The sequence below is a fragment of the Vibrio spartinae genome, assembly GCF_024347135.1.
Classification (GTDB): Bacteria; Pseudomonadota; Gammaproteobacteria; order Enterobacterales; family Vibrionaceae; genus Vibrio; species Vibrio spartinae.
Genome location: NZ_AP024907.1, coordinates 3,709,484 through 3,733,021 on the forward strand (window position 1 = coordinate 3,709,484; position 23,538 = coordinate 3,733,021).

A 23,538-nucleotide genomic window follows, 5' to 3' on the forward strand; every position below is an offset into this window, starting at 1 on the left:
ATACCTTTGGGTACGGCCCTAGGTACGGATAGAGCTTAAGACTTTAAAACTAGAAGTGTTAAAAAACAAAAAGAGGATGCGCTTGGCATCCTCTTGTTAGTTCATACTAAAAGACATTGTTTAGATTAATACTCATATGGATTACGCTTTTCGTCTTGTTCAGCTTGTCGTTCATATCGCTCAGCAAACTCTCTCATTTCAGTCGCAAACCTCGTGTATCCGTTCGCATCTAAGGCCTCCGCTTTATCCCTATAACCTCTTGCTAGGTTACGTTCCTCTTGCCCATGCGTAAATCCATAAACTCCACGATCATTGAAAAGTTGATTGGTAAAGCCTGAGCGCATATCTCCTGTATCACGATAATTTAAGACCGTCGCAACCGCTTTATGAATCCATAAACCATCAGGGTCTGGGGGAGCACAGGTTAATACATGGCCAACCTGAATCAGAGCAACTTCTGCATGTCCCGATTCTTCTGTTAATTTACGCACTTCACTAAACCAAGTATTAAATGATTCAGTAATAAACGTCCCATCCTCTTGGGTTCCAGGGCAACGCTTCCATTCAGTAAGAAGTTTATAAGCATTTTTTGCTAAGCTTTTTTTATGTTCATCGAATTGTTCATTATCTTCTTGATGAGACTTTTTCGAACGATAAACAAGCCCAACAACCTCCGCAAAGAAACCTGGTTCAGACGCCAATCGCTTTTCTAACGTAACTGGTGAGCCGGATGAGAAACGATCTAACCATGGAAGGAAATTCCATTCGATTTTGAACAAGGCATCCTGATCTGCGGTTTTAGATTTTTGAAGATGTGTTATCAATTCGACAGTTTGATGAGCATTAAGCTCCGAGATTCCACTACCTTTTTCAATAACATCTAACAAAGCTTGTATCGCGAGGGATTCATTAAATTGAGAACTTCGGTCAGCCATTCTAGAAACGCACGTTACTGCCGAACCTCCACGCCCGTATTTTAACAAATTTTCAATCGCTACAGTCAAATCTCGAGCTGGACCATATGGATTCACAACCACATTTTTCCAATACAGTGACTCTTGCTCATCTAAGAACGATGAAACCCTCTCCCATATATTCTCTTCAAAAGGAAGATGAGTTAAAAACTTAGCTTTTTGCTCAATAGTCCAAGCTCTTTGAAGGATTTCATCAACCCACTCTATTTGAAATTTCCAGTATCTAGACCAAACATAACCAGCAACAAGTCGAGCAGATATATCATCGTTACGTTCTAAAAAAGAAGGAAGAATCGACAGCTCCAAATTATCTGACGCAACAGTTCCTAGCACCCGTCCAACTTCATTGGGAACAGTAACGCTTGAAGCAAAGTGAAACACGGCATCACTATCGTCATCATTTATAATCTCTATGATAGCTCTTTCGCGTAATGAATCGAGTCGCTTTTGTTGCTCATCAAAATCTCCCTTTTCGTCATAAAGGTCAATATCTCTGCCACTAAAAAGGTGCCGATATTTTAGCTCAGGCAAAGTAGGAGCAAGTATTTGTGCTGTATTCGCTATTTTGTTAACCGTATTTTCAGGTAACGCCCAATCGGCATCAGCGAACTTCCTGTGGTGCCGAACTAGCTCATCAACACACTCCCAAATAGGCAGACGCTCTACTTCTGGTAAGGACACAATTAAGTCGGAATTCAAATGTTCAAGTAAACTGTCGTGAGCAGGCTCTGGTAAGTCAGATAACCTCTTTATTAACTCACACAACTTCTCTGAATCACTTTTAGCTAAATTAACAGCGAGAACCGTAAATGTATCAATCTGCTCCCAATACTGACTTTTTAAAACGCCATCTTTCCAATCTCTAGGAATAAATTCACGCCAGACAGGGCGATGGCACCCACTTGTAAAGCCATGGTTGTGTGGCAAAAGTGCAAGAATAAGCTGCCATCCAACCACAGGGTGCTCCCTAATCACAGACTCAATAGCAGCTTTGCGTTTATCAAAAGTAGCCGTAGTCTGTACATGCCATGGTAAAAAAATGTCAGCTAAAGAATTAGAAGGACGATTTGACCATTGCCCGCCAGTATCAAATGAAGCAATATCAGCCAAGATAACTGATACACGAGACAAATATTCCGGACTCCAAGCCAATGTTTCCAACGCCCAGAGCAAGCCAACCATATAATTCTCGCCACCTACGGCCCCACTTCCCTCTTCACTAAAAATTTTATGAAATGGTGTGTCTCGCAGATCCATAAGGACAGAGTCTAATGCATCAAGGAACTCGTCAGGAGCAGCTTCTGCTAAAAGTGGCATGAGAGAGTCTAAACTTGCCCAACGTTTCCAGTCTGCTTTATTTAGTAACTCACGTACAACAATAACAGCCGTAGAAGTCGCTTTTCCGAAGGAGCATGAAGTCAATGCTTGAGGGCGACAACCAATTAAAGCTAGCGTTTCGGCAATACCCTTTCTAACTAGGGAAGAATGTGTAAGGACTTTTCCATGAACACTGGCAGCAAACCGATCTTCCTTAGCAAGTTCAAACTTAGGATCTTCCTCTCCTAATACAAAAAGGGCGGTCTTTTCAAACCTTTCTAGGTCATCATCAGTAACTCGCGATCCGAGAGCCCCCCAGGCTTCACCACGCGCGACAAATCTCCACTTCTCATCATGTTGAACTAGGGGAGAGTCCGAGCGAAGTGTGCCAGGCCTAAGAGTTTCGATCCACTCCCCGTAATCTTTTCCCAGCAGCATCTCAATTAAAGCTCGATCTGAAGGATTAGAACCGTCCCATTTTCCAACTAGCCCAGCCTGAGCTAAATGAGCTGCAGCATCCCAAGTTGCATATGGTGGTAAGGCCCCATATCCTCTTAAGTAACGTCGAAGTGCAGAAAGCCTCTCACCACCGACTCTTGCAAGTTCTGTCGCTCTTCCTTCGGTATAACCCGATTCTTTTAGAACCGATTCAATTTGTGATTGTGAAGGGCTTCTTAGCTTTAAAATTTCTGGATTATCACCAGACCAAGCACCACATAGAGGAACAACGACAGCATGACCTTTACGACGAGCTAAAGCTTGGAGAGTAGCACCTTCATCTGTTTCTAAACCAAGGCGGGGATCTGCAACTAAAACATGTGGGGAACGAGTTTCAACGATGCTACGCCAAGCTTGTTCATCACTAATGTAGAGACAACGATTACTGTATGCTGCTGATGCTTCCGGCTCTAATTCTGCAATAAAAGCTGAGACGAAATCAGCTACATCATTCGAACTCTCCGCAAAAAGCATTAATACCGATGTCCTTCCTTCAAATAGTGCCTGCAGCGCTTCACATGCACTATTTCTTCCTATAGTAAATAGCTTAGGCGGGAGAGCTTCACCATCCTCACACTCGGAGTTTACATTTTCCCAATGTTCAATCGCAGTCGCGATACCTCCTAAATTGGCAGTCAAGTTCAGCTTCTTGGCCATCCATTTTCCAATAGCTGGATATTCTCTTAACCAATCAGCAAGCTTAACTCCATCTATTATGCGAATCAGTTTCCACCCTGTATCTTTTCGTGTCTCCAACCATTGAGTTTGTGCTGGCTCACTCCATCCACCAGCTCCTGATGATCGCGGAGTTACAAAAACAAAAGACGAGCTTGCACGTTCGACATCATCAATTTCCTCTGTTCGTTTTTTAAAATCATCTGTAGCCTTAGCTCTTGGATTAGAGTTTGTACCTATCTCCCAAAAAGATTTACCACTTGGAACAAATTCGAGAAACCCTTCCTCAACTTCAACCATACCATCCCAACCTGGTTGGTTGACGGCATCACCATACGGAATTCGACATAAAACGAGATTGGAACAAGATTGGGTCACAAGCCAATAAATTAGTTCCGGAATAACTGACTGACTTTCTCTTGTTGGAGCAAATCGGTCTAGATCGCCAGCTTGGACTATATGAGTGTGATCCATGCTCATGCTTCCTTGATTGAAAAGTGCTTCATGTAGGTAGTTCTCATATTTGATATACTGATTACCATTGAGCTTCTATCCGACACCCGATAGGGATGTAGTCTGATTCATTAATATTTACTACATTGAAGTTCAATATTCAGAATGAATACCAGATTGCCATACCCAAATAAACTTTTGATATTTATATCAAAAGCAATCTATCAACACTTTTCAGATCGAAGTACCCCTCCCCCCTAAAAAATGCACCAGATTGCTTAATAGATTAGCAAAACTAGCACTTAAGCGTATATAGGCATAAGACACAAATCGAAACCATAAATTCCTTTGCTCTTCGTTTCTACAACAGGGGCATCCTCTCATCTCAACCTCAGAACCTTCAGTCTTCGTACAAATCCCATGGGTTCTACCCATATTTTACGGACACATCTATAAAGAGGCATACTATGCCTAAAAGGAGTGTCTATGACCAAGCGAAGAAAATATTCTGCAGAATTCAAACGCGAAGCCGTTGCGCTGACTCAGCAACCGGGTGTGAGTTGTCGTCAGATAGCATTAGATATCGGCATCAATCCTAACTTATTAAACCGTTGGAAACGAGAGGCGGAGCAGTCACAAGATAAAGCATTTCAAGGCAGTGGCTCTCCTCGTGATGAAGAAATGGCGAGGCTAAAACGCGAATTAGCGAAAGTGAAAAAGGAACGTGATTTTTTGCGAGAAGCGGCAACGTTCTTCGCCAAAGAGTTACCGTAAGGTATCTTGCGATATCGCGTTGCCGCGATGTGTTTTCTATTCGCCTCATGTGCCGTTGTTTGCGCGTCTCTCCTAGTGGTTATTACGCTTGGGTGGAACGTCAGCCAAGTGCGCGTGCTCTTGCTAACGCAACGTGATTAAAACGAATGCGCGAGATCCATGATGATAGCGGTGGCATTATCGGCGCACCACGTATGCACGAAGATCTGCAAGCCGAAGGGTTGAAAGCGAGCTTAAATCGTGTAGCCAGGCTGATGTCAGCGAATGGACTTTATGGCAGGCCGCGTAAAAAAGGTCGAGGGGCAAAGCGACAGTCCGCACGTCCTGACGGTTTAAAAAATCATCTTGAGCGGGACTTTAATGCTTTGGAGCCGGAAACCAAATGGGTCACAGACATTACAGAAATTGGGACACTTGAAGGGAAGCTTTATCTGTGTGTGGTGCTTGACCTGTTTAACAAGCTCATCGTTGGCTGGTCGATGCATCATCGACAAGACCGTCATATGGTGATTCGAGCCGTCGAAATGGCGGTTTGGCAGCGACAGGAAAGACATCATGTTATCTTACATTCAGATCGTGGCACACAATTTACCAGCGGAGACTATCAGCGCTTTCTCAAGCAAAAGAACCTAACCAGCAGCATGAGTGCTGTAGGCCATTGTGCAGATAACGCGGCTTGTGAAGGGTTCTTCGGTGTGATGAAACGGGAACGAATCAATTATCGACAATACCGGACAAGAAATGAAGCCAGAGCAGATATTTTTGATTATATCGAACGGTTCCATAATCCAAGAATGCGACGTAGACTGGCGAATCAAGACAGCAAGTTTACGTCTTTACTAAACCGTCCGTGAAAACGGGGTAGAACCCAGGTTTTGACTGAACATATCGCCCCATAGAGATTTTTTCGTGTTTCTTTCCAATCTGAAACCGAAATGTCCATGTCATTGTACCGGTAGGACGAACGCGTATATTTAGCCCTTCAATTTTTTTATCTGGGATTAGGTACTCTTTATCTTGTGGCTTCAGAGCTTGTAGCGTGGCATTGCTGTTTATTCGTTTTGTCATTATAAGCAACTCTCTAAAATTCTGGGTACGGCTCGGGGTACGGCAATGATGAGGTTTTTATTGTACCTATAAAGACTTTAATGGACAACGAATCTAAACAAACCAACATAAGATATTGATTTATAAAACAACAACAAACATTAGTGGACGTTAATGGAATTATGTCACCATACACCCACCATATGGAAGCGGGTGTGATGCTAGAGCGCATAAAGAACTTCGTTATTGCAAATGACTATCAGGTACGGCTTGGGTATGAGGGTAGTAATTATTCTCAAAAATCTAACTGCCCAGTCAGTCGTGATTCACAGCCATCACATTCAATTGCTGAACGAAGATTCGTGTTGTATCTCATAATTTCTTCAGGCTTGTCCCTTGGAATCACCAATCATCAGTGATTCCATATTCAGACTGATGGTCGTCTGTAATGCCTCAATCGAACGAAGCAGCGCTGCTCTTTCTCGATTTTGAGTCGGGCATGCTTCTTGGTGTTTACGGCACTCCATCACCACGTTGCACCAAAAAAAGATTTCGTCAAGTTTATGTTGGGTACTATTCATAAGCCATATCTCTAACCAAATTTTTGATTTTTATCGTTTGATCATGCCGCAAAAAAATATAAAAAACAGGTGGTATTTTTTGACAGGTTGCAAATGGAATAGCAACTAGTAGTATACTCGTGCCAGTTCTTTTATATGCATGGTAAGTAACATAGGAATCCACCAAAAAATGGATGTTAGTTCAATAGAAATGGCAAAGGCTTGTACTCAGTTCGGCCGACTTGTTTCCAAAATATATGACGATGCCATACATATTAGTTATTCAGTGGTTTCGCTGGACACTCGGGAAATCTATACCTTATCGACAGATTATGACTGGCACCTCAGCTACTGGGATCAAGGATTAAACAAGACTGTGGGAAAACGCATATCACCGGGGCTTTCATCATGGCGGGACAAAGATGAAGAATATCATCATCTATTAAGAAAACATCGTATCCCGGATAAAGTAGACTATACATGGTTATGTCCACAACGGGCTGAAATCGTTTCTTTGGCCTGTCGCCACCAGCTAACCAGTCAGGAGAGTCATCAACTGGCAGTCCTTCGCCCTTATCTGGCTTATCATGCTCATAAATTATGGCTGAAACATCAGGTTGCAACGCTCCCCTATCAGTCAATGCCGGTTTCATCCGATACACCTGATACTCATATGTATGATCAAAACCATTTCCGGTTTGGTGATATTGTCCTGACCGCGAAAGAAGTGAGTACCATCCGCCTTCTGTTATCTTTTCATTCCCCCAAAGAAATTGCCTGGCAACATCACTGCAGTGAATCAGCGGAACGAAAACGCATTGAAACAATCAAGAGAAAGATTAACTGTACCGGCAATCGTGCCACCTTCTTTCAGTTACTACACAAACACGGGATACTTGATGCATGTCTGGATGTTTACACCACGTCTCTTTAACGTGTCGTGATCTCAACGCAAGCCAGAGATTTTACGAACAGTTCGGCTACGCCACACTCAAAAGCTACACCGATGAACAAGTCTCTATTGTCATAATGACTTCAGACTTCGGACCAGCGATAGAGATTTTCTGTTTCACAAGCCGCGAATATGACCATTCACCCGCTTCACGTATCGATTCTATGCCCAATGTTCAAAGCATTGGAATCACGCATATAGCAATTCAGGTTGACGACATTACGGCGACACGCCGGCAACTCATTAAGTCAGCCCCTTGTACAGAAATCCGAACGGCCCGGCTGGGAGGCTTTGTCTATTTTTTCACGCATGACCCAGACGAAAACCAAATAGAAATTATTATGGAGAATTAACATGTTAAGTTGGCCACAACGGTTAGGTATTGTCTCGGGTAATGCATTCGAGTTTTACGATATTGCAGTCTACGCTGCCATTTCTCCTTACCTGTCCCATTTGCTATCCAGTCATGGAATCGCTCATTCTGAATGGATGGTCTGGGGCATTTTCGCGCTAAGATTTCTGATCCGTCCATTAGGGGGACTGGTGATCGGCAAAATTGCTGACACTCAAGGAAGAAAAAAAGCGCTGATCATCACCAGTAGCCTGACAGGAACCGCAACACTACTGATGGCGGCTTTGCCCGTGAATATATTGGGAGAGAGCCTTGTCATACTCCTCTTATGTCTACAAATGGTTCAGGCTTTCAGTTTTGGCGGAGAATATCCGACCATCATTCAATACCTGCATCAGAGTAGTCGTAGCGAACAACATGCTCGTATCAGTAGCCTGATTGTTGCCAGTTCAATAATTGGTGTAATTGCGTCCGTCCTGATCGTTATGGGGCTGAAAGACACCTTGTCGGAGAGCCAGATGCAATCTTATGGCTGGCGGATTCCTTTAGTCATCGGTGCAATCAATATCGCGATGAGTTTTTGGTTCCGGCTGCGGTTGCCTGCTGTACTTTCTGCTCCACCGTCTCCCCGCTTAACCAATGACGTCAGAGCCACCGTGCGGGTCGGATTGGTATCGATAACCGGAGCGGTCGTTTTCTATGTGCAAAATATCTCCAGCAGCATTTTAGCGAAAGATTTTCCCATTCAGCCTTTTGCCTTAGTCAATTCAGTCACCTTACTGATGATGATATTGTTGGTCGGGTGGCTCACTGACAAATACATATTGTCACCAAGAACAAGTTTTTCATGGGGACTGCTGGCTGGTCTAGTGATTTCTTATCCGGCCTATTATCTTTTAATTCATAGTCATTATGGCTGGCAGCAATGGATAGCATTTATGGCTATCAGCCTGATTTCAGCGCTTATCCTAGCCAATCTGGCCACCGTGCTATTTTCCATTGCCCGAAATAACACAACCTCTCTGGGGCTTGGCTATAACATTGCGCTCTCTATTTTTGGCGGGATGAGTCCGTTAATTGTGAGTTTCTTATCTGAGTATGATGCCAGTTATGTCGGTGCATATGCCGCATTGACAACCATACCGGCACTCATTGGTATTTACGTATTCTCTGCGCCATCGTTATCTCTCCGGACAGAAACGAATACATAGCCCATATTTGCCGATTCAGAAAATTGGAATAGGAGTCCCTTACATGAATGTGGGGGACATCCTGTAAGAGAAAATGGCGGAGCTCGCTTCGGTACACTGCTGTTTCTAACTCGAAAATGCCCACAAAATCATCTAGCCATAGGTTTTGGATACGTTTCTCTTGTCATTAGTTGACCTACTTTTACTAATGGTCAATTATGTGCTTGGTTCTATACGAAGTTAGATAAATTCCGTCTCTTATTGCCGTTTTATTAATATAACTTTGTGAGATAAAACAGATTGATATGAGTGGAATGTCTGTATTCTCTACCAGACTTATACAGATAATATCTAGTTAAAAGACACTGTTATAACTGAGGAGTATCAGTGAAAAAATTGATTTGGTTAGTCATATTGTCGATAAGTGGAAGTGTTTATGCGGATGCTAATCTTCCACCCCAAACAATATCAAGAATAGAGACCGGTTGGGGAAGTGAAGGCATCTATTTATCCTTTGCTGAAAACAATAAAGTTGAAGGTTGTACTAATTCTAGAGTTCTTTTTGAACGTGATGACCCAATGCTAAAAAGCATACTATCCATCGCTTTATCTGCTTTCCATACAGGTAAAAAAGTTCAAGTCAGAGTTTCAGGCTGCCTAAATGCAAACCATAAAGGTATCGCGATAGCAGTTATTAAGTAACTTTATAACTATCTATTCAGTAACTTTATAACTATCTATTCAGTAGTTTTCAGTTTATGCACTGGCAAGAGCTGACCCGATGAATCAGCTCTTGCCCCCTCCGAAAGTTCATGCCAGTAACGCTCAGGAAGCCAAAAGAGTTCTTATCTCCGTTGGTTGCTCACTTACCCGCAGAAATCGCAACGTTTATCATTGTCCACTCTGTTATCAAAAATGAGACACTTCCGTGATACTTATTCCACTTCTTTCGGGCAACTTCTTGCTCACTGGGCAACTTCTTGCTCGCCTCTGGGCAAGAAGTTGCTTGTATCTATATTTGTATCTTTATAACCATTTGATTTTATTGATATGTATGGGTTGGCACAGCCCTTGCTCTGACTGTACAAGAGCCTAAAGGTTCTCTGTGTATTAAAAACATGAACTTATTATAGATAATTAAAGGAATTTCAGAATGCCAACTCCATGTTATATCTCTATCGAAGGCGAAACTCAGGGGCTAATCACGTCAGGCGCTTGTACTGCTGATTCTATCGGTGACTCTTTTGTTGAAGGTCACGAAGATGAAATGATGGTTCAACAGTTTGACCACGTTGTCAGTGTTCCGACTGATCCTCAGTCTGGTCAGCCTGCGGGTCAACGTGTTCACAAGCCTTTCCAATTCACTGTGAACCTGAACAAAGCTGTTCCTCTGCTGTATAACGCATTGGCTTCAGGTGAAAAAATGTCTGCTGTTACTTTGAAGTGGTACCGCACTTCAATCGAAGGCAAGCAAGAAAACTTCTTCACCACAACACTTGAAAACGCAACTATCGTTGACATCAAGTGTGAAATGCCACACTGCCAAAATCCAGCAGACTCTGATTTCACTCAGAACCTGACTGTGTCAATGTCTTACCGTAAGATCACTTGGGACCACGTTAACGCGGGTACTTCAGGTGCTGACGACTGGCGTAAGCCAATCGAAGCTTAATTGTCTGATGAACAGGCACCGTGCGTGTCTGTCCGACAATGCTTTGATGGTCATGTTGCTCACCCTTGGTGGGCAACATTATTTTCGTTCAATACATCGTATTGAACTTCTAATCAATAAGACAATATACCTGAACAACTTTAATCAGAAGATACTCGCTTCAGAGGTTGCTCAGGTATATGTGTTGTTAGGCAAGATGGCTGGGGCGACGGTTCAAAAACTGAGAGATTCCTTCAGGAAAATTGCTTTCTCATTGATTTCCCCGCCAATTTTTCATTTTCATCAAGACTCATATATTCATCCGGTTATAATCGAAAACCGGGCCGAACCCATGTCATTCACGGCGGCGAAGATCCTTAAGGACGCGCTGATTTCACAGGTGACAAAATCAATGGGTATGTGAAAACTCAGTCAACTCAACAATGTCAGGTAAAAACTATGGGGACTTTGAACTTCCGTCTTGTCAGTGGTGTCGGTGAAGCGTTGGTGGTTCGTGACTATCAGGGACATGAATCTGTTTCTGATTCATTGGATGCACAGGGCAACCCGGTCTACGGCTTTCGCTACCAAATCGAGCTCGCCAGCCGCAATTCAAGCATCAGTGCCGAGCAACTGGTCGATACGACCGCCGTCTTAGAAGTCATCCGCGATGGTGAAGTCGTGCAACAAGTCCACGGCATTGTGCGCAGCTTCAGCCGCGGTGATACCGGCCACCATCACACCTATTACGCCCTGACTCTGGTGCCTGCCCTTGAGCGGCTCTCTTTGCGCCACAACAGCCGGATTTTCCAACACAAAACCGTCCCGGAGATTCTGGCGATTCTTCTTGAGGAAATGAACATCACTGACTACGCCTTCTCCGTCAAACGGGAATGCGCGCCGCGCGAGTTCTGTGTTCAGTATCGGGAGACGGATTTAGCATTCTTCCACCGATTGGCGGCAGAAGAAGGGTTGATGTATACCTTCAGCCATCAGGCCGAAAAACACACGTTGGTGGTCACCGACAATACGGCCGGATTTACCCAGCTTGATGGCACGGTCCCCTATAACGTGTTGTCCGGTGGCGTCGCGGATACCCCCTATGTTTCCGCCATCAGCGAGACCAAACAATCTGCGGTGACGGAAGTCGCCATGCGGGATTACAGCTTTAAAAAACCAGCCTACAACTTTAAACAGTCGGCCCTTGGCAGTGAGATGGCCTACCAGTTGCCGGACTACGAGTACTACGATGCACCGGGACGGTATAAAGATGATGCCAGCGGCAAAGCCTTCAGCCAGATTCGGTTGGAACATCTGCGCCGGAACAGTCACACCGCATCGGGCAAAAGTAACCAAGCCAAGCTTCAGGCCGGGGTGGTATTCACTCTGGCCGACCATCTGGACAGCGCAATGAACCGCCCTTGGCTGATTGTCGGGATTGACCATCAGGGCAGTCAGCCACAAGCACTGGAAGAGTCCGGTGGCAGCGGTGCCACTACCTACAGCAACCAGTTTACAGTCATTCCGAATGAAACGCTGTGGCGCATGCAGCCACCCCCTAAACCACAAGTGGACGGCCCGATGGTTGCCACCGTGGTCGGGCCGCAAGGTGAAGAAATCTACTGTGATGAACACGGCCGGGTGAAGCTTTCCTTCCCGTGGGACCGTTACAGCAATGAAGATGAGCACAGCTCTTGTTGGGTGCGCGTCGCCCAAGGCTGGGCAGGCGCACAGTATGGCATGGTCGCAATCCCCCGTATCGGCCACGAAGTGATTGTCACCTTCCTCAACGGGGACCCGGACCAACCGCTGGTGTCCGGACGCACCTATCATGCGACCAACACCCCGCCTTATTCTCTGCCGGATAACAAAACCAAAACCGTGATTCGCACCCAGACCCATCAGGGCACCGGCTTCAATGAATTCAGTTTTGAAGACCAGTCCGGCAGCGAGAAGATTTACCTCCACGCGCAGAAAGACTACGAAGCGCTGGTTGAAAACGACAGCACCACCCAGATGAAGCATGACCGCCACCTCACGGTCGAAAACGACCGTTACAGTCATGTGCAGGTCAACGACCACCTGAGCATCGACGGTGAGCAGCGCACTGCCATCAAACAAAACCTCACCCTTGCAACCGATGCCTCGCTGCATCAGAAAGTCGGCCAGAAAACCATTGTTGATTCCGGCAGCGAAGTGCATCTCAAGGCCGGTAAGGCCGTCGTCCTCGATGCCGGTAATGAAATCACCGTCAAAGTCGGTGGCAGCTTTATCAAAGTCGATGCGGGCGGTGTGCATGTGGTCAGCGGTGCCATCAACCTCAACTCCGGCGGCAGTGCCGGCAGCGGCTCCGGTTACGGCGGCCAGCCGGCAACCATGCCGAATCTCCTCAAAGCACTGACACCACCGACCGAGGCGCAGGCGCCAGATATCACAGCCACACAAACACCGGCATCACCAGAGATCTACACACAGGCTTCACCGAAAAATATTCAGGCAGAAGCATTTGAGCAAGTATCGATGCAAAACACCCCGATGTCGAAAATGTGTCAGCGACAGAAAGATGGCAGTTGTCCGCGTTCAGACTGCCCTTGCACAGGGAAGGCATAACCTATGAAGATTTTTCCAGAATTACAGGACAACTCATTGACCCACTGGCTGGTTGTCGATTCGGTGCGAGTGCCGGATATTACCCAGCTCGTTTATCAGCATGAGCAGAATGTTGAGCTATATCGTCTGTTTGCGAATACACCGTTCGATCATTTAATTGAGCAGAGTCCGGTTGCTTTTCGCTATAGCGGTGTGGCAGAAATCGAGCGGCAACTCAAAGAAGACTTTGCACTACGCACCAGCAGTGTGCTGTTTTCCTGTGAGCCGTCGGTTACGACAGAATCGGTCATTCAGCATTTTCAGGCACTGCTTTATGTGGTCGTCGCAGAGTCTCCGATTCTATTTCGTTACTACGCCAGCCCGATGTGGGATGAAGTTGCACCCGAACTATCCGCAGAGGATCGATGTACGCTACTGGGCCCGTGTCGGGTATTAAGCTGGGTAGACAGTCAACAGAACGGCCATTCACTCAGGCAGTATCCCGAGGCTCAAATCGAGGCCGACCTTCAGTTACCGTACCATTTAAACTCCCCCGTATTCAACGCATTGGTAGAACAACGTTATGGCTAATCCAACCGAGACACCGAAAACTTATACAATAGAACCCGGTGACTGTTTAAGTCTGCTTGCCGACCATTTTGGTACCGAACAGGAAATCATCGCAAAACTGAACAGCGATCTGATTGATGATATCGATCTAATCTATGCCGGTGATACCATCATTCTGCCCGGTGAAGATGCAAACTCTGCAATCGATAACCAGCCCGGTAGCCGGGATGAAATCCCCAAGCCCCCCGAAAAATCAGCTTGTGCAGGCGATCTCTGCTCTGGGAAGGATACGCCGTTTACCGATATTTTGTATGTGCCGTCGCATCCGACCAAAAAACAAAAGCGGTTTTACGCCATTACCGATGAAGTCAAACAAGCGATTCAGGCGGAACATCAACTATTAGCAAAATCGATCGTTGAAGATCAAACCGAGACCATCCAAAACCTCAACCGCCTCGGTATTCTGTCGCGTTTTTATACCAGCCCGCATGAGATGTTCCTCGAATCAGAAAATGACCTGAAGCGTTACCGCTTTCTGTTCCATGCACGCAAGACCATTCGCTCTGGTGCGGCGAAAGATTATCAACACGGTGGCGAAGATGGATTTATCGTCAGTCTTGCCAAACAAGAAGGCCTTGATACCGAGAAACTCCTTGACCGTTATACCACTTGGGAAAAGGTCAAATACTGGACATTTATCGGTGTCATGTGGACCAGTCCAATTGCTCAGACATTACTGCTCACCAACGATAATATGAAAGATTATTTCAAGGAAGCCAGTAAAGAAGCCTATCAGCTCGAGCAAGCCCTAAAGCACTTAAAAGAAACCTTACAAGATCATCTCGACGATGAGCTCGAAAAACTGGATAAGGTCGCAGAACTGACCGCAAAAAACAAAAAGGCCGATGACGGCTCTTCTTATGTTTATGACAAAAAACTGAGTTACTTCACCAGTGCGCATGAAAAAAAGGTCGAGCGTGCGGTGAAAGCTGTGAACCTGATACACAAGAGACGGGGGAGCGATGCAACATTGGCTCTTCATTCCCATGAGCAGGCAACAAAGAGCATTGAATATCACTGGGATCAGGAAGTTAAACAGGCGAACGAGTTTGCCAAAAGAGCTGAGGAAGCACGGGCTGCCGGCAAGTCGGATAGAACGCTTGGTCCGCCGCCATTGCTCTTTTCTCGAATGTTTGCTGAGAATCTGAATCAATTAAACTTGTATGGCTATGTTCTCAAAGAGCAATGCCTGACCATGGCTGAGCTCGAAGGTACCAGCCCGGCACATCTTGGCCCCAAAACCCTTGAGAAAAACTTTTCAGAATGGCGGAATAACAAGTTCCTCACAAACGACGGGCTGCCGGTCAAAATTACCGAAGGGACAAAACTGGTCAACGACTTGCTGAACGAACTCCAAGTGAATAAAGCTGACCTGCACACCAAAAATATCGACGGTACCCGCAAACAGACCGAAGAAAAACTCGTTAAGTCACTGCTCAGTCAGGGCTGCGCAGGGCAATGGGCCTACTACCCCTGTCTGGCGCTGGTCAAACTGGTCGATGCCACGATCACCAAATGGATAGCCGATCTGGACGAACTGCTCGGCCTTGATAAAGATGAGCAGTATAAGCGGATGCCGGCCCCGGATATGTTCAGTGACTTACTGTGGCTGAAAAAGCTCGCGATGGCGCGGATTGATGCGCTGAAAGTCATCGCCACATCAAGAGCCAAAAAAGGCACCGACTCACTGCGCAACTTCTACCTCAGCGGTGATAAAATCCCGACTAGCTACCTGCTGCTATGGGACGAAAAAGAATATCAACCGAAAGAGAAAAAGACCAAAGTATTCCACAAAGAAACAGGGAAAGCCGACCTTCAGGTGGTTGAATGTGTGTTGATGTCTGAAGGGACGCTGGGCTGGGTGCGCGGCCCGGCTTGGTATTTGCCTAAAGATGATAAGGACACCCTGCTGGCCAAAGGCCACCTCAAAGATATTACCACCAAGGTTGCGCTGGTCAGCCCGGCGGCTGACAGCAAAACACCGGAAAACATTAAGACCGCACAAGCCAATGCATTTCCGACCCTGTCTGAGGCAATGAAAACCATCCGCACATCCATCAAAGAGGGAAGCGTTCAGGGTAAATTCATGCTCAACCCACTCAATCTGGCTGCGGAGAAAAAATCAGAGCCACCGGCATTCTGGTCAGACAGCTATCACTGGGAAGAAGGACTCGGGCCGGACAGCAAATCCTCTCAATATGTGGTCGATGCCTCCGCCCAATTTATGCGCTTGTCATCCAGTATGAAAGCCAACCTTAATCTGCCGTTAAGCGAATACAATAAACTCACGACAAATACCGATATTACTGCCGGAGGCTCGCTCAATTTCAGTGCTGATTTGTTCCGGGCACAATTGACAGCCAAAGCATGGTTCCCGCTTCAGCCTGAAAATGATGACAATAAAGATAAACGTCAGTTCAAAGGGAAACCGGTAACAATCCATTATCTGAAAAACGTCGATGGGCAAGATAAAAAGGACATTTATGATGCCGGTGAGATGTTTATGCGCGTCTCCGCCACAATCTATGGCTTGGCGGCAGCCAGTGTCAGTATTGCCGGAAATCTGTGCTTCGGCCCGGCAACAACGAAATCAGGCGAACTTGGTGTGCGGGGTAAGGCAATTACCACCGCCGACTATAATGCCGGAGAAATCAGACAAGTCCGCGCCGCCTCACCCCAACCCCTGCCCCAATCAGAGCAATCCGTCGGGCAAAGGGCACTCGGCACACTCAAAAAGAACTCAGCCGCACAAGCAGGGATAACCGTCGATGCCTTTGCCGGGGTTGAAGTCGGGGGTGAGCTGAGCGGTGAAATCTACTGGCGCCCACCGACGATTGACATCTCCAATAGCGCGGAGCGCGGTAAGATGATGCGCTTAGGAAGTTTAGCGGTTCAGGCAGCCGTCAGTTACGGGGTCGGTTTATCGGCTCAGTTCAGCATAACCTTCCACCGCGGGGCCTTATATGTGATTGCCGCTGCAAAACTGGTCTGCGGCCCCGGTGCGTCCGGTAAAGTCGCCATCGCCCTTGATGCGCTCAACGTTGACCGCTTTATTCAATGCCTGCTCGCCATGCTCAATGAATCGGGCTTTAAACGCATTGAAGCCTTCGGTGAAGTCGATGAGCAAGGCCGCAACGAAGACTTTGAAGAGCTCAACCGCCGCCTGACCGTCGCAGTCACGCTCGGCCTCACGCTGGGCGAAGTCCTGCTCCTGCCCGCCAAAGCCTTGTCATTTATCCACAAAGACGGCTTGCAGGAAGATTATGCGCCATTGGTTGCCAGACGGATCATCAAAAAAGATGAAGGTAAAGAGGGTAAAAATAAAGTTCAGCTGTGGGTCTCTGATTTACCACCGGAGACACTCTGCAACCTATTGGATTGTTTAAGCAATAAAAATGAAAGTGCTTGGTTTGAAAACGACGAAGAGAAAACCGCCCGACTGAGTCAAGAAGTCGATAAAGCTTTAGCCATTGTGCAGATTCTTAAGTGGATCTCGCCGAAAACAGGCTCCAGTGAAGCGGATATTGAGAAAAAGCGCCGACAGTTTGAGAAAACCCTGATTCGTATGGGCGGTAACTATGAATCAGCCCGACTCCCGATGGAGCAGTGGCGACGCTTCACCCAAAGTTGGATGCAATTGGCAGAGTTTATGGTAAGTCTATCACCCGATTCAAAACGCGGTGGCCCAACAGGTAAGGGGGGTGACATTCATCGAGCTAAAAATGGTTTCATTGAAGTATGTCGCATCCTATGTGGCAATATGAGACGCTACCACTATGAAGCAGAAGAGCGAACGGATGCAATCGCTCATTTTGTCGATGGCGAATATGACTATTTAACCATTCGGGTTGCCAAAGAAGGTGACAAGCCACAAGTAGTTGCAGACCGCAAGCGCCTTGAAGAGACGATTCAAGCGATCGAAGACAAAGGTTACTTCTGGAACAAAACCACCTATAAACCGTGGAAAGAACAAAGCTGGACACTTATAAATCATGAAGATGAATAAAAAACTGATCTACAAAACACTGTTTACACTGATTGGCATTGTCATTCTGAGTGTTGGCGGCTTTATGGCCTACCTGATGATTCCATCTGGCTTTCAGTCCCGCCAAGCAGAAGGCCCTAAGGTGTTGACGGAACTGTTAAAAATGGCGGAAGAGAGTCAGCCATTTAACCCGGATCCGTATATCTCCAGCACCTATCGCCCCGGAGATCCATTGTATGAACCATTGCTGTATATTCAAAGGCATCGTCAGGGAAAAGCCGAAGAGCTGTTGCAACCATTAGTCGAGCAAGGTAACCCAGATGCCATGTATTGGCTGGCTCAAATCACCTATGACGATAGTTACTACTCCAGTGGCCCGGCAGCGAAATTATTCCAGAAATCAGCGGAGCTGGGTAACCCGTATGCCGCGCTACGGTTAGACATCAGTAACCGTGAATGCCAGATGTTTATGAGCGGTTACTGTGATCAAAAATGGGGGGAGCTTGGGCGGAAACTACTGCAAGAGCGCACTGCTCAAGGCGATAAAAAAGCAGCATATTACCTCCTTCAGTATGATAAAAACAGCTCAGAAGAAGTGCATAAGAAGTTAGAGGAACTCGTTACAGAGAATGCTAATAATCATTATTACCAGCCCTTAATGAATATGATTATTGATTATTCAACCCAGTATTATCTAAATTATTTCCAAAAAGAAAAAGAACTACCATTAGAAGATAAAAAAATCATAAATAAGTTATCCATGCTAATGGCAAACAATAACTTTTCACCAGCTATTGATGGTTTTTTTTATACTGGAGATATTAAAAGCCCTAACAAATATATTCATCATTATTTTAAAATAGGTGGTAACTGGTCTTCTTGTGAACATTACTACAAGGACAGAATTTATGAAAGCAGAACAAATATTATAGATGCAGTAACATGTATTATCATTGGTAACATATTTAAAAAAGCCACCAACAACTGGACTTCTTATGATATAAAAGAAGCAGAGAATGATTGGAGCATTCAGTTTATTAATGAGGATCTAGAAAAATCTGGTAAGAATGTATTAAGTGAAAAAGAAATGGATTTAATTAGAAAAAGAGTAGTCAAAATAGTGCAAGAGATGACACCAATGATTTATATCGACGAAATGAATCCAAGACCATAGATTTGGTGTAATGGGGATCTTAATCATAGATCCCCTCTTTTATTCTAATTAAACCCCTTCTTCGTCTTCCTTCCTCAAGTTTATTTCATCAAAGGTAATCAGGTTATTGAGAAACAACAGCACTTCACGCAGTTCGTTTTGATCAACGAAAGGTGCGGTGCTGGTAGCAAGGAAATCAATCAGATAACCGCGAGCGGTGAGATGGATATCTAAGTTGGGTTTTGACATTGGCATAATAATACCTTCTTGAGTGATTGAATGTCTTTACCACCAACAGGTTCGAATCTTTTGGTGGTGAGCTGAGAGGTTCGAACTGCCGCACTCAAGAAGACGGCCTGACCGAAGTCAGCCTCATCAGCCCACCATAATTTACATCTGTGAGGCTGCATATAGTAAGGCCAGCATAGGCCAGCGTCTACATGTCTTGAGTGTTAAGGCGGGGTTCGAATCCCGACACCGCTTTTATCGGTGCAAATTCAGGGTAAGCAGAGTCTGGTTTGTTGGCGAGTTGAGAGAAAATAAAGCGCGAGTGATAGAGCAAAATCCCATACTTTGCTCACACTGGGTTCATCATTATTTTGCGAGTAATTTCACAGTGTGCTGTTTTGAAATACCAATTCATCATGATTCATATTGAGATTGGGTTACAATCAAACCGCTCAAATGAAGTCATTCACAAGGTTAACCTGAAACAAAGTGATTTAACGTAAATCTCAGCAGCATCGCAGTATCAGTTTGATCGCCCTGTGTGCTTATGTCGCTTGAAACGATGAACTCAAGGAGAAAAATTATAAGGATGGAAGGTACCAGCCCGGCACATCTTGGCCCCAAAACCCTTGAGAAAAACTTTTCAGAATGGCGGAATAACAAGTTCCTCACAGACGACGGGCTGCCGGTCAAAATTACCGAAGGGACAAAACTGGTCAACGACTTGCTGAACGAACTCCAAGTGAATAAAGCTGACCTGCACACCAAAAATATCGACGGTACCCGCAAACAGACCGAAGAAAAACTCGTTAAGTCACTGCTCAGTCAGGGCTGCGCAGGGCAATGGGCCTACTACCCCTGTCTGGCGCTGGTCAAACTGGTCGATGCCACGATCACCAAATGGATAGCCGATCTGGACGAACTACTCGGCCTTGATAAAGATGAGCAGTATAAGCGGATGCCGGCCCCGGATATGTTCAGTGACTTACTGTGGCTGAAAAAGCTCGCGATGGCGCGGATTGATGCGCTGAAAGTCATCGCCACATCAAGAGCCAAAAAAGGCACCGACTCACTGCGCAACTTCTACCTCAGCGGTGATAAAATCCCGACTAGCTACCTGCTGCTATGGGACGAAAAAGAATATCAACCGAAAGAGAAAAAGACCAAAGTATTCCACAAAGAAACAGGGAAAGCCGACCTTCAGGTGGTTGAATGTGTGTTGATGTCTGAAGGGACGCTGGGCTGGGTGCGCGGCCCGGCTTGGTATTTGCCTAAAGATGATAAGGACACCCTGCTGGCCAAAGGCCACCTCAAAGATATTACCACCAAGGTTGCGCTGGTCAGCCCGGCGGCTGACAGCAAAACACCGGAAAACATTAAGACCGCACAAGCCAATGCATTTCCGACCCTGTCTGAGGCAATGAAAACCATCCGCACATCCATCAAAGAGGGAAGCGTTCAGGGTAAATTCATGCTCAACCCACTCAATCTGGCTGCGGAGAAAAAATCAGAGCCACCGGCATTCTGGTCAGACAGCTATCACTGGGAAGAAGGACTCGGGCCGGACAGCAAATCCTCTCAATATGTGGTCGATGCCTCCGCCCAATTTATGCGCTTGTCATCCAGTATGAAAGCCAACCTTAATCTGCCGTTAAGCGAATACAATAAACTCACGACAAATACCGATATTACTGCCGGAGGCTCGCTCAATTTCAGTGCTGATTTGTTCCGGGCACAATTGACAGCCAAAGCATGGTTCCCGCTTCAGCCTGAAAATGATGACAATAAAGATAAACGTCAGTTCAAAGGGAAACCGGTAACAATCCATTATCTGAAAAACGTCGATGGGCAAGATAAAAAGGACATTTATGATGCCGGTGAGATGTTTATGCGCGTCTCCGCCACAATCTATGGCTTGGCGGCAGCCAGTGTCAGTATTGCCGGAAATCTGTGCTTCGGCCCGGCAACAACGAAATCAGGCGAACTTGGTGTGCGGGGTAAGGCAATTACCACCGCCGACTATAATGCCGGAGAAATCAGACAAGTCCGCGCCGCCTCACCCCAACCCCTGCCCCAATCAGAGCAATCCGTCGGGCAAAGGGCACTCGGCACACTCAAAAAGAACTCAGCCGCACAAGCAGGGATAACCGTCGATGCCTTTGCCGGGGTTGAAGTCGGGGGTGAGCTGAGCGGTGAAATCTACTGGCGCCCACCGACGATTGACATCTCCAATAGCGCGGAGCGCGGTAAGATGATGCGCTTAGGGAGTTTAGCGGTTCAGGCAGCCGTCAGCTACGGGGTCGGTTTATCGGCTCAGTTCAGCATAACCTTCCATCGCGGGGCCTTATATGTGATTGCCGCTGCAAAACTGGTCTGCGGCCCCGGTGCGTCCGGTAAAGTCACCATCGCCCTTGATGCCCTCAACGTTGACCGCTTTATTCAGTGTCTGCTCGCTATGCTCAATGAATCGGGTTTTAAACGCATCGAAGCCTTCGGTGAAGTCGATGAGCAAGGCCGCAACGAAGACTTTGAAGAGCTCAACCGCCGCCTGACCCTCGCGGTTGCGCTGGGTCTGACTTTGGGCGAAGTCCTGCTCCTGCCCGCCAAAGCCTTGTCATTTATCCACAAAGACGGCTTGCAGGAAGATTATGCGCCGTTAATCGCCAAAAATATTTTGGATAAAACCAAAGCAAATCGAAATCAGAGCTGGGTCACTAACCTGCCACCGGAAACTTTGTGCCATCTGCTCGACTGTTTAAGTAACCAAAATGAAGCTGGCTGGTTCGAAAATAAAGCAGAAGAAAGAGTCAGACAGAGTCAGGAAGTAGACAAAGCATTAGCCATTGTGCAGATCTTAGAATGGATATCCCCCGGAAGAGGTGCCAGTGAAGCGGATATTGAGAAAAAACGCCGACAGTTTGAGAAAACTCTGATCCGCATGGGGGGCAACTATGAATCAGCCCGACTCCCGATGGAGCAATGGCGACGCTTTAGCCAAAGTTGGATGCGGTTGGCTGAATTTATAAGAACTATACCTTCTATTAGAGAAAGAGAAGTCGAAATTAAAAGGGGTAAATCGTTTTTTATTTCATATAGTAAAGTCTTATGTGGCAATATGAAACGCTATCATTATGTGGCTGAAGAGCGTACAGATGCAATTGCTCATTTTGTAGATGGCGAATATGACTATTTAACCATCCGGGTCGCCAAAGACGGTGATAAGCCACAAGTGATTGAAGATCGGAAGAGACTTGAACAGACCATCAAAGAGACCGAAGATAAAGGTTACTTGTGGAATAAAACCACCTACACCCCGTGGAAAGAACAAAGCTGGACACTTTAAATCATGAAGATCAATAAACGACTGATTTACAAAACACTCTTTACCTTAATTGGCATTGTTATCTTAGCCGTAGGTGGCTTTATGGCCTACCTGATGATCCCTTCCGGCTTTCAATCCCGCCAAGCGGAAGGCCCTAAGGTACTCACTGAATTGCTGAACATGGCTGAAAAAAGTCAGCCATTTAACCCGGACCCATACATTTCCAGCACCTATCGCCCCGGAGACCCATTGTATGAACCTGTACTCGCTATCCAGCGGGAACGCTGGGATATTGCGCAAAAACTCCTGCAACCCTTAGTTGAACAAGGCAATGCTGATGCAATGTATTGGCTGGCTCATATTTCTGGGGGCAGTATCTACGCAGGCAAAGAAATTGCTCGACTATTCCGGAAATCCGCTGAATTGGGCAACCCTTATGCAGCTCTTCGTTTGGATGTGAGCAGTGAAGATTGCAGCCTTTATCTGCGTGGCTACTGTGACCCCAAATGGGGAAAAATTGGGCGAAAACTACTGCAAGAGCGGGCAGAGCAAGGTGATAAAAAGGCAGCATATTATCTACTTCAGTATGATGAAAACAGCTCAGAAGAGGTACATAAAAAACTGGAGCAGTTAGTCACTGAAAATGCCAAGAATCATTATTATCAGCCTTTAATGAGATTAATCTATGACTATTATGATGGTCGATATTTATCCTTCTTCAATAGAGGAACCCCCCCAAGTGAGGAACAAAAAAAAATATTAGTTACAATCTCAAACATACCAGCTAATAATAATTTCACACCGGCAATTAATAAAGTTTTATATACTGATAGAGATCTTTTAGATAAAGCATATATCTCAAGAATTATAGATAAGTGTCTAACATTAAATTCTCAGCAATATTCATGCATGGAGTATTTATCAAATTCTAACGATCGTAAAAAAATAATAGAAGGTGCTGCATACGCATACGCAACCGACATTACAAAGAATAAGACTAAAAAAGAAAATGAGCTAGGTTTATTCGAATTTATGTTAGATAAAAACGATGTAAAAGCTTTGACTAATGAGGAAATTGACCAAGCACGTGAAATGGCTAAGTTAATACTAAATAACATGACTCCTGTCATCTATATTGATGAAATGAATCCAAGACCATAAATTTGATGTAATGGGGATCTTAATCAT

The 23,538-nt window shown here is 45.7% G+C and carries 14 protein-coding genes and 2 pseudogenes; 12 read left to right on the forward strand and 4 right to left on the reverse strand.

The features are described from left to right. Positions 1 to 125: 125 nt before the first annotated feature. Positions 126 to 3,938 carry a hypothetical protein gene (locus OCU60_RS16535; protein ID WP_074375289.1) on the reverse strand — a complete coding sequence of 1,271 codons (3,813 nt, stop codon included), beginning with the start codon at positions 3,936 to 3,938 and terminating at the stop codon, positions 126 to 128. 465 nt (positions 3,939 to 4,403) lie between these two features. Between OCU60_RS16535 and OCU60_RS16540 the strand changes: the two are divergent. Next, positions 4,404 to 5,556: pseudogene (locus OCU60_RS16540) on the forward strand (IS3 family transposase). Positions 5,557 to 5,561: 5 nt separating this feature from the next. On the opposite strand, the pseudogene OCU60_RS16545 reads toward OCU60_RS16540, so the two are convergent. Together OCU60_RS16545 and OCU60_RS16550 are read right to left on the reverse strand one after the other, a co-directional pair. Next, positions 5,562 to 5,759: pseudogene (locus OCU60_RS16545) on the reverse strand (Arm DNA-binding domain-containing protein); the annotation flags it as partial. Positions 5,760 to 6,121: 362 nt separating this feature from the next. Next, a complete protein-coding gene (locus OCU60_RS16550) occupies positions 6,122 to 6,319 on the reverse strand; it encodes a hypothetical protein (RefSeq protein WP_074375287.1) in 198 nt (65 codons plus the stop codon). A 169-nt stretch (positions 6,320 to 6,488) separates the two neighbouring features. Between OCU60_RS16550 and OCU60_RS16555 the strand changes: the two genes are divergently transcribed. The 9 genes from OCU60_RS16555 (at position 6,489) to OCU60_RS16595 (ending at position 18,821) form a co-directional block, all read left to right on the forward strand. Continuing rightward, entirely contained in the window at positions 6,489 to 7,232 is a 744-nt protein-coding gene (locus OCU60_RS16555) for a helix-turn-helix domain-containing protein (RefSeq protein ID WP_074375286.1), read from the forward strand. After that, a complete protein-coding gene (locus OCU60_RS16560; RefSeq protein ID WP_074375285.1) occupies positions 7,202 to 7,603 on the forward strand; it encodes a VOC family protein in 402 nt (133 codons plus the stop codon). Before OCU60_RS16555 ends, OCU60_RS16560 begins: the two co-directional genes overlap by 31 nt. Position 7,604: 1 nt before the next feature. Beyond that, positions 7,605 to 8,813 carry an MFS transporter gene (locus OCU60_RS16565; protein WP_074375284.1) on the forward strand — a complete coding sequence of 403 codons (1,209 nt, stop codon included), beginning with the start codon at positions 7,605 to 7,607 and terminating at the stop codon, positions 8,811 to 8,813. A gap of 366 nt (positions 8,814 to 9,179) precedes the next feature. Then, a complete protein-coding gene (locus OCU60_RS16570) occupies positions 9,180 to 9,494 on the forward strand; it encodes a hypothetical protein (protein WP_074375283.1) in 315 nt (104 codons plus the stop codon). 451 nt (positions 9,495 to 9,945) lie between these two features. Beyond that, the gene (locus tag OCU60_RS16575) at positions 9,946 to 10,464 is read left to right on the forward strand and encodes an Hcp family type VI secretion system effector (protein ID WP_074374046.1); all 519 of its coding nucleotides are present in this window, start codon (positions 9,946 to 9,948) and stop codon (positions 10,462 to 10,464) included. A 438-nt stretch (positions 10,465 to 10,902) separates the two neighbouring features. After that, positions 10,903 to 13,053, forward strand: a complete 2,151-nt coding sequence (locus tag OCU60_RS16580) for a type VI secretion system Vgr family protein (RefSeq protein ID WP_074375281.1) — start codon at positions 10,903 to 10,905, stop codon at positions 13,051 to 13,053. 3 nt (positions 13,054 to 13,056) lie between these two features. Further along, positions 13,057 to 13,623, forward strand: a complete 567-nt coding sequence (locus tag OCU60_RS16585) for a DUF4123 domain-containing protein (protein ID WP_074375280.1) — start codon at positions 13,057 to 13,059, stop codon at positions 13,621 to 13,623. Further along, the gene (locus tag OCU60_RS16590) at positions 13,616 to 17,668 is read left to right on the forward strand and encodes a LysM peptidoglycan-binding domain-containing protein (protein WP_261854732.1); all 4,053 of its coding nucleotides are present in this window, start codon (positions 13,616 to 13,618) and stop codon (positions 17,666 to 17,668) included. The genes OCU60_RS16585 and OCU60_RS16590 overlap by 8 nt, the downstream gene beginning before the upstream one ends. Further along, positions 17,655 to 18,821 (forward strand): SEL1-like repeat protein, encoded by a 1,167-nt coding sequence (locus OCU60_RS16595; RefSeq protein WP_139302181.1) that lies wholly within the window; start codon positions 17,655 to 17,657, stop codon positions 18,819 to 18,821. The genes OCU60_RS16590 and OCU60_RS16595 overlap by 14 nt, the downstream gene beginning before the upstream one ends. 48 nt (positions 18,822 to 18,869) lie before the next feature. Here OCU60_RS16595 and OCU60_RS16600 read toward each other — a convergent pair whose 3' ends face one another. Beyond that, positions 18,870 to 19,055 carry a hypothetical protein gene (locus tag OCU60_RS16600; RefSeq protein WP_074375129.1) on the reverse strand — a complete coding sequence of 62 codons (186 nt, stop codon included), beginning with the start codon at positions 19,053 to 19,055 and terminating at the stop codon, positions 18,870 to 18,872. Positions 19,056 to 19,617: 562 nt separating this feature from the next. Between OCU60_RS16600 and OCU60_RS16605 the strand changes: the two genes are divergently transcribed. Then, positions 19,618 to 22,371: a hypothetical protein gene (locus OCU60_RS16605; RefSeq protein ID WP_261854733.1), complete on the forward strand. Its 2,754-nt coding sequence runs from the start codon at positions 19,618 to 19,620 to the stop codon at positions 22,369 to 22,371. Between the two features lie 3 nt (positions 22,372 to 22,374). Further along, positions 22,375 to 23,511, forward strand: coding sequence for a tetratricopeptide repeat protein (locus OCU60_RS16610; protein ID WP_074375118.1), 1,137 nt, complete (start codon positions 22,375 to 22,377; stop codon positions 23,509 to 23,511). Positions 23,512 to 23,538: the final 27 nt, after the last annotated feature.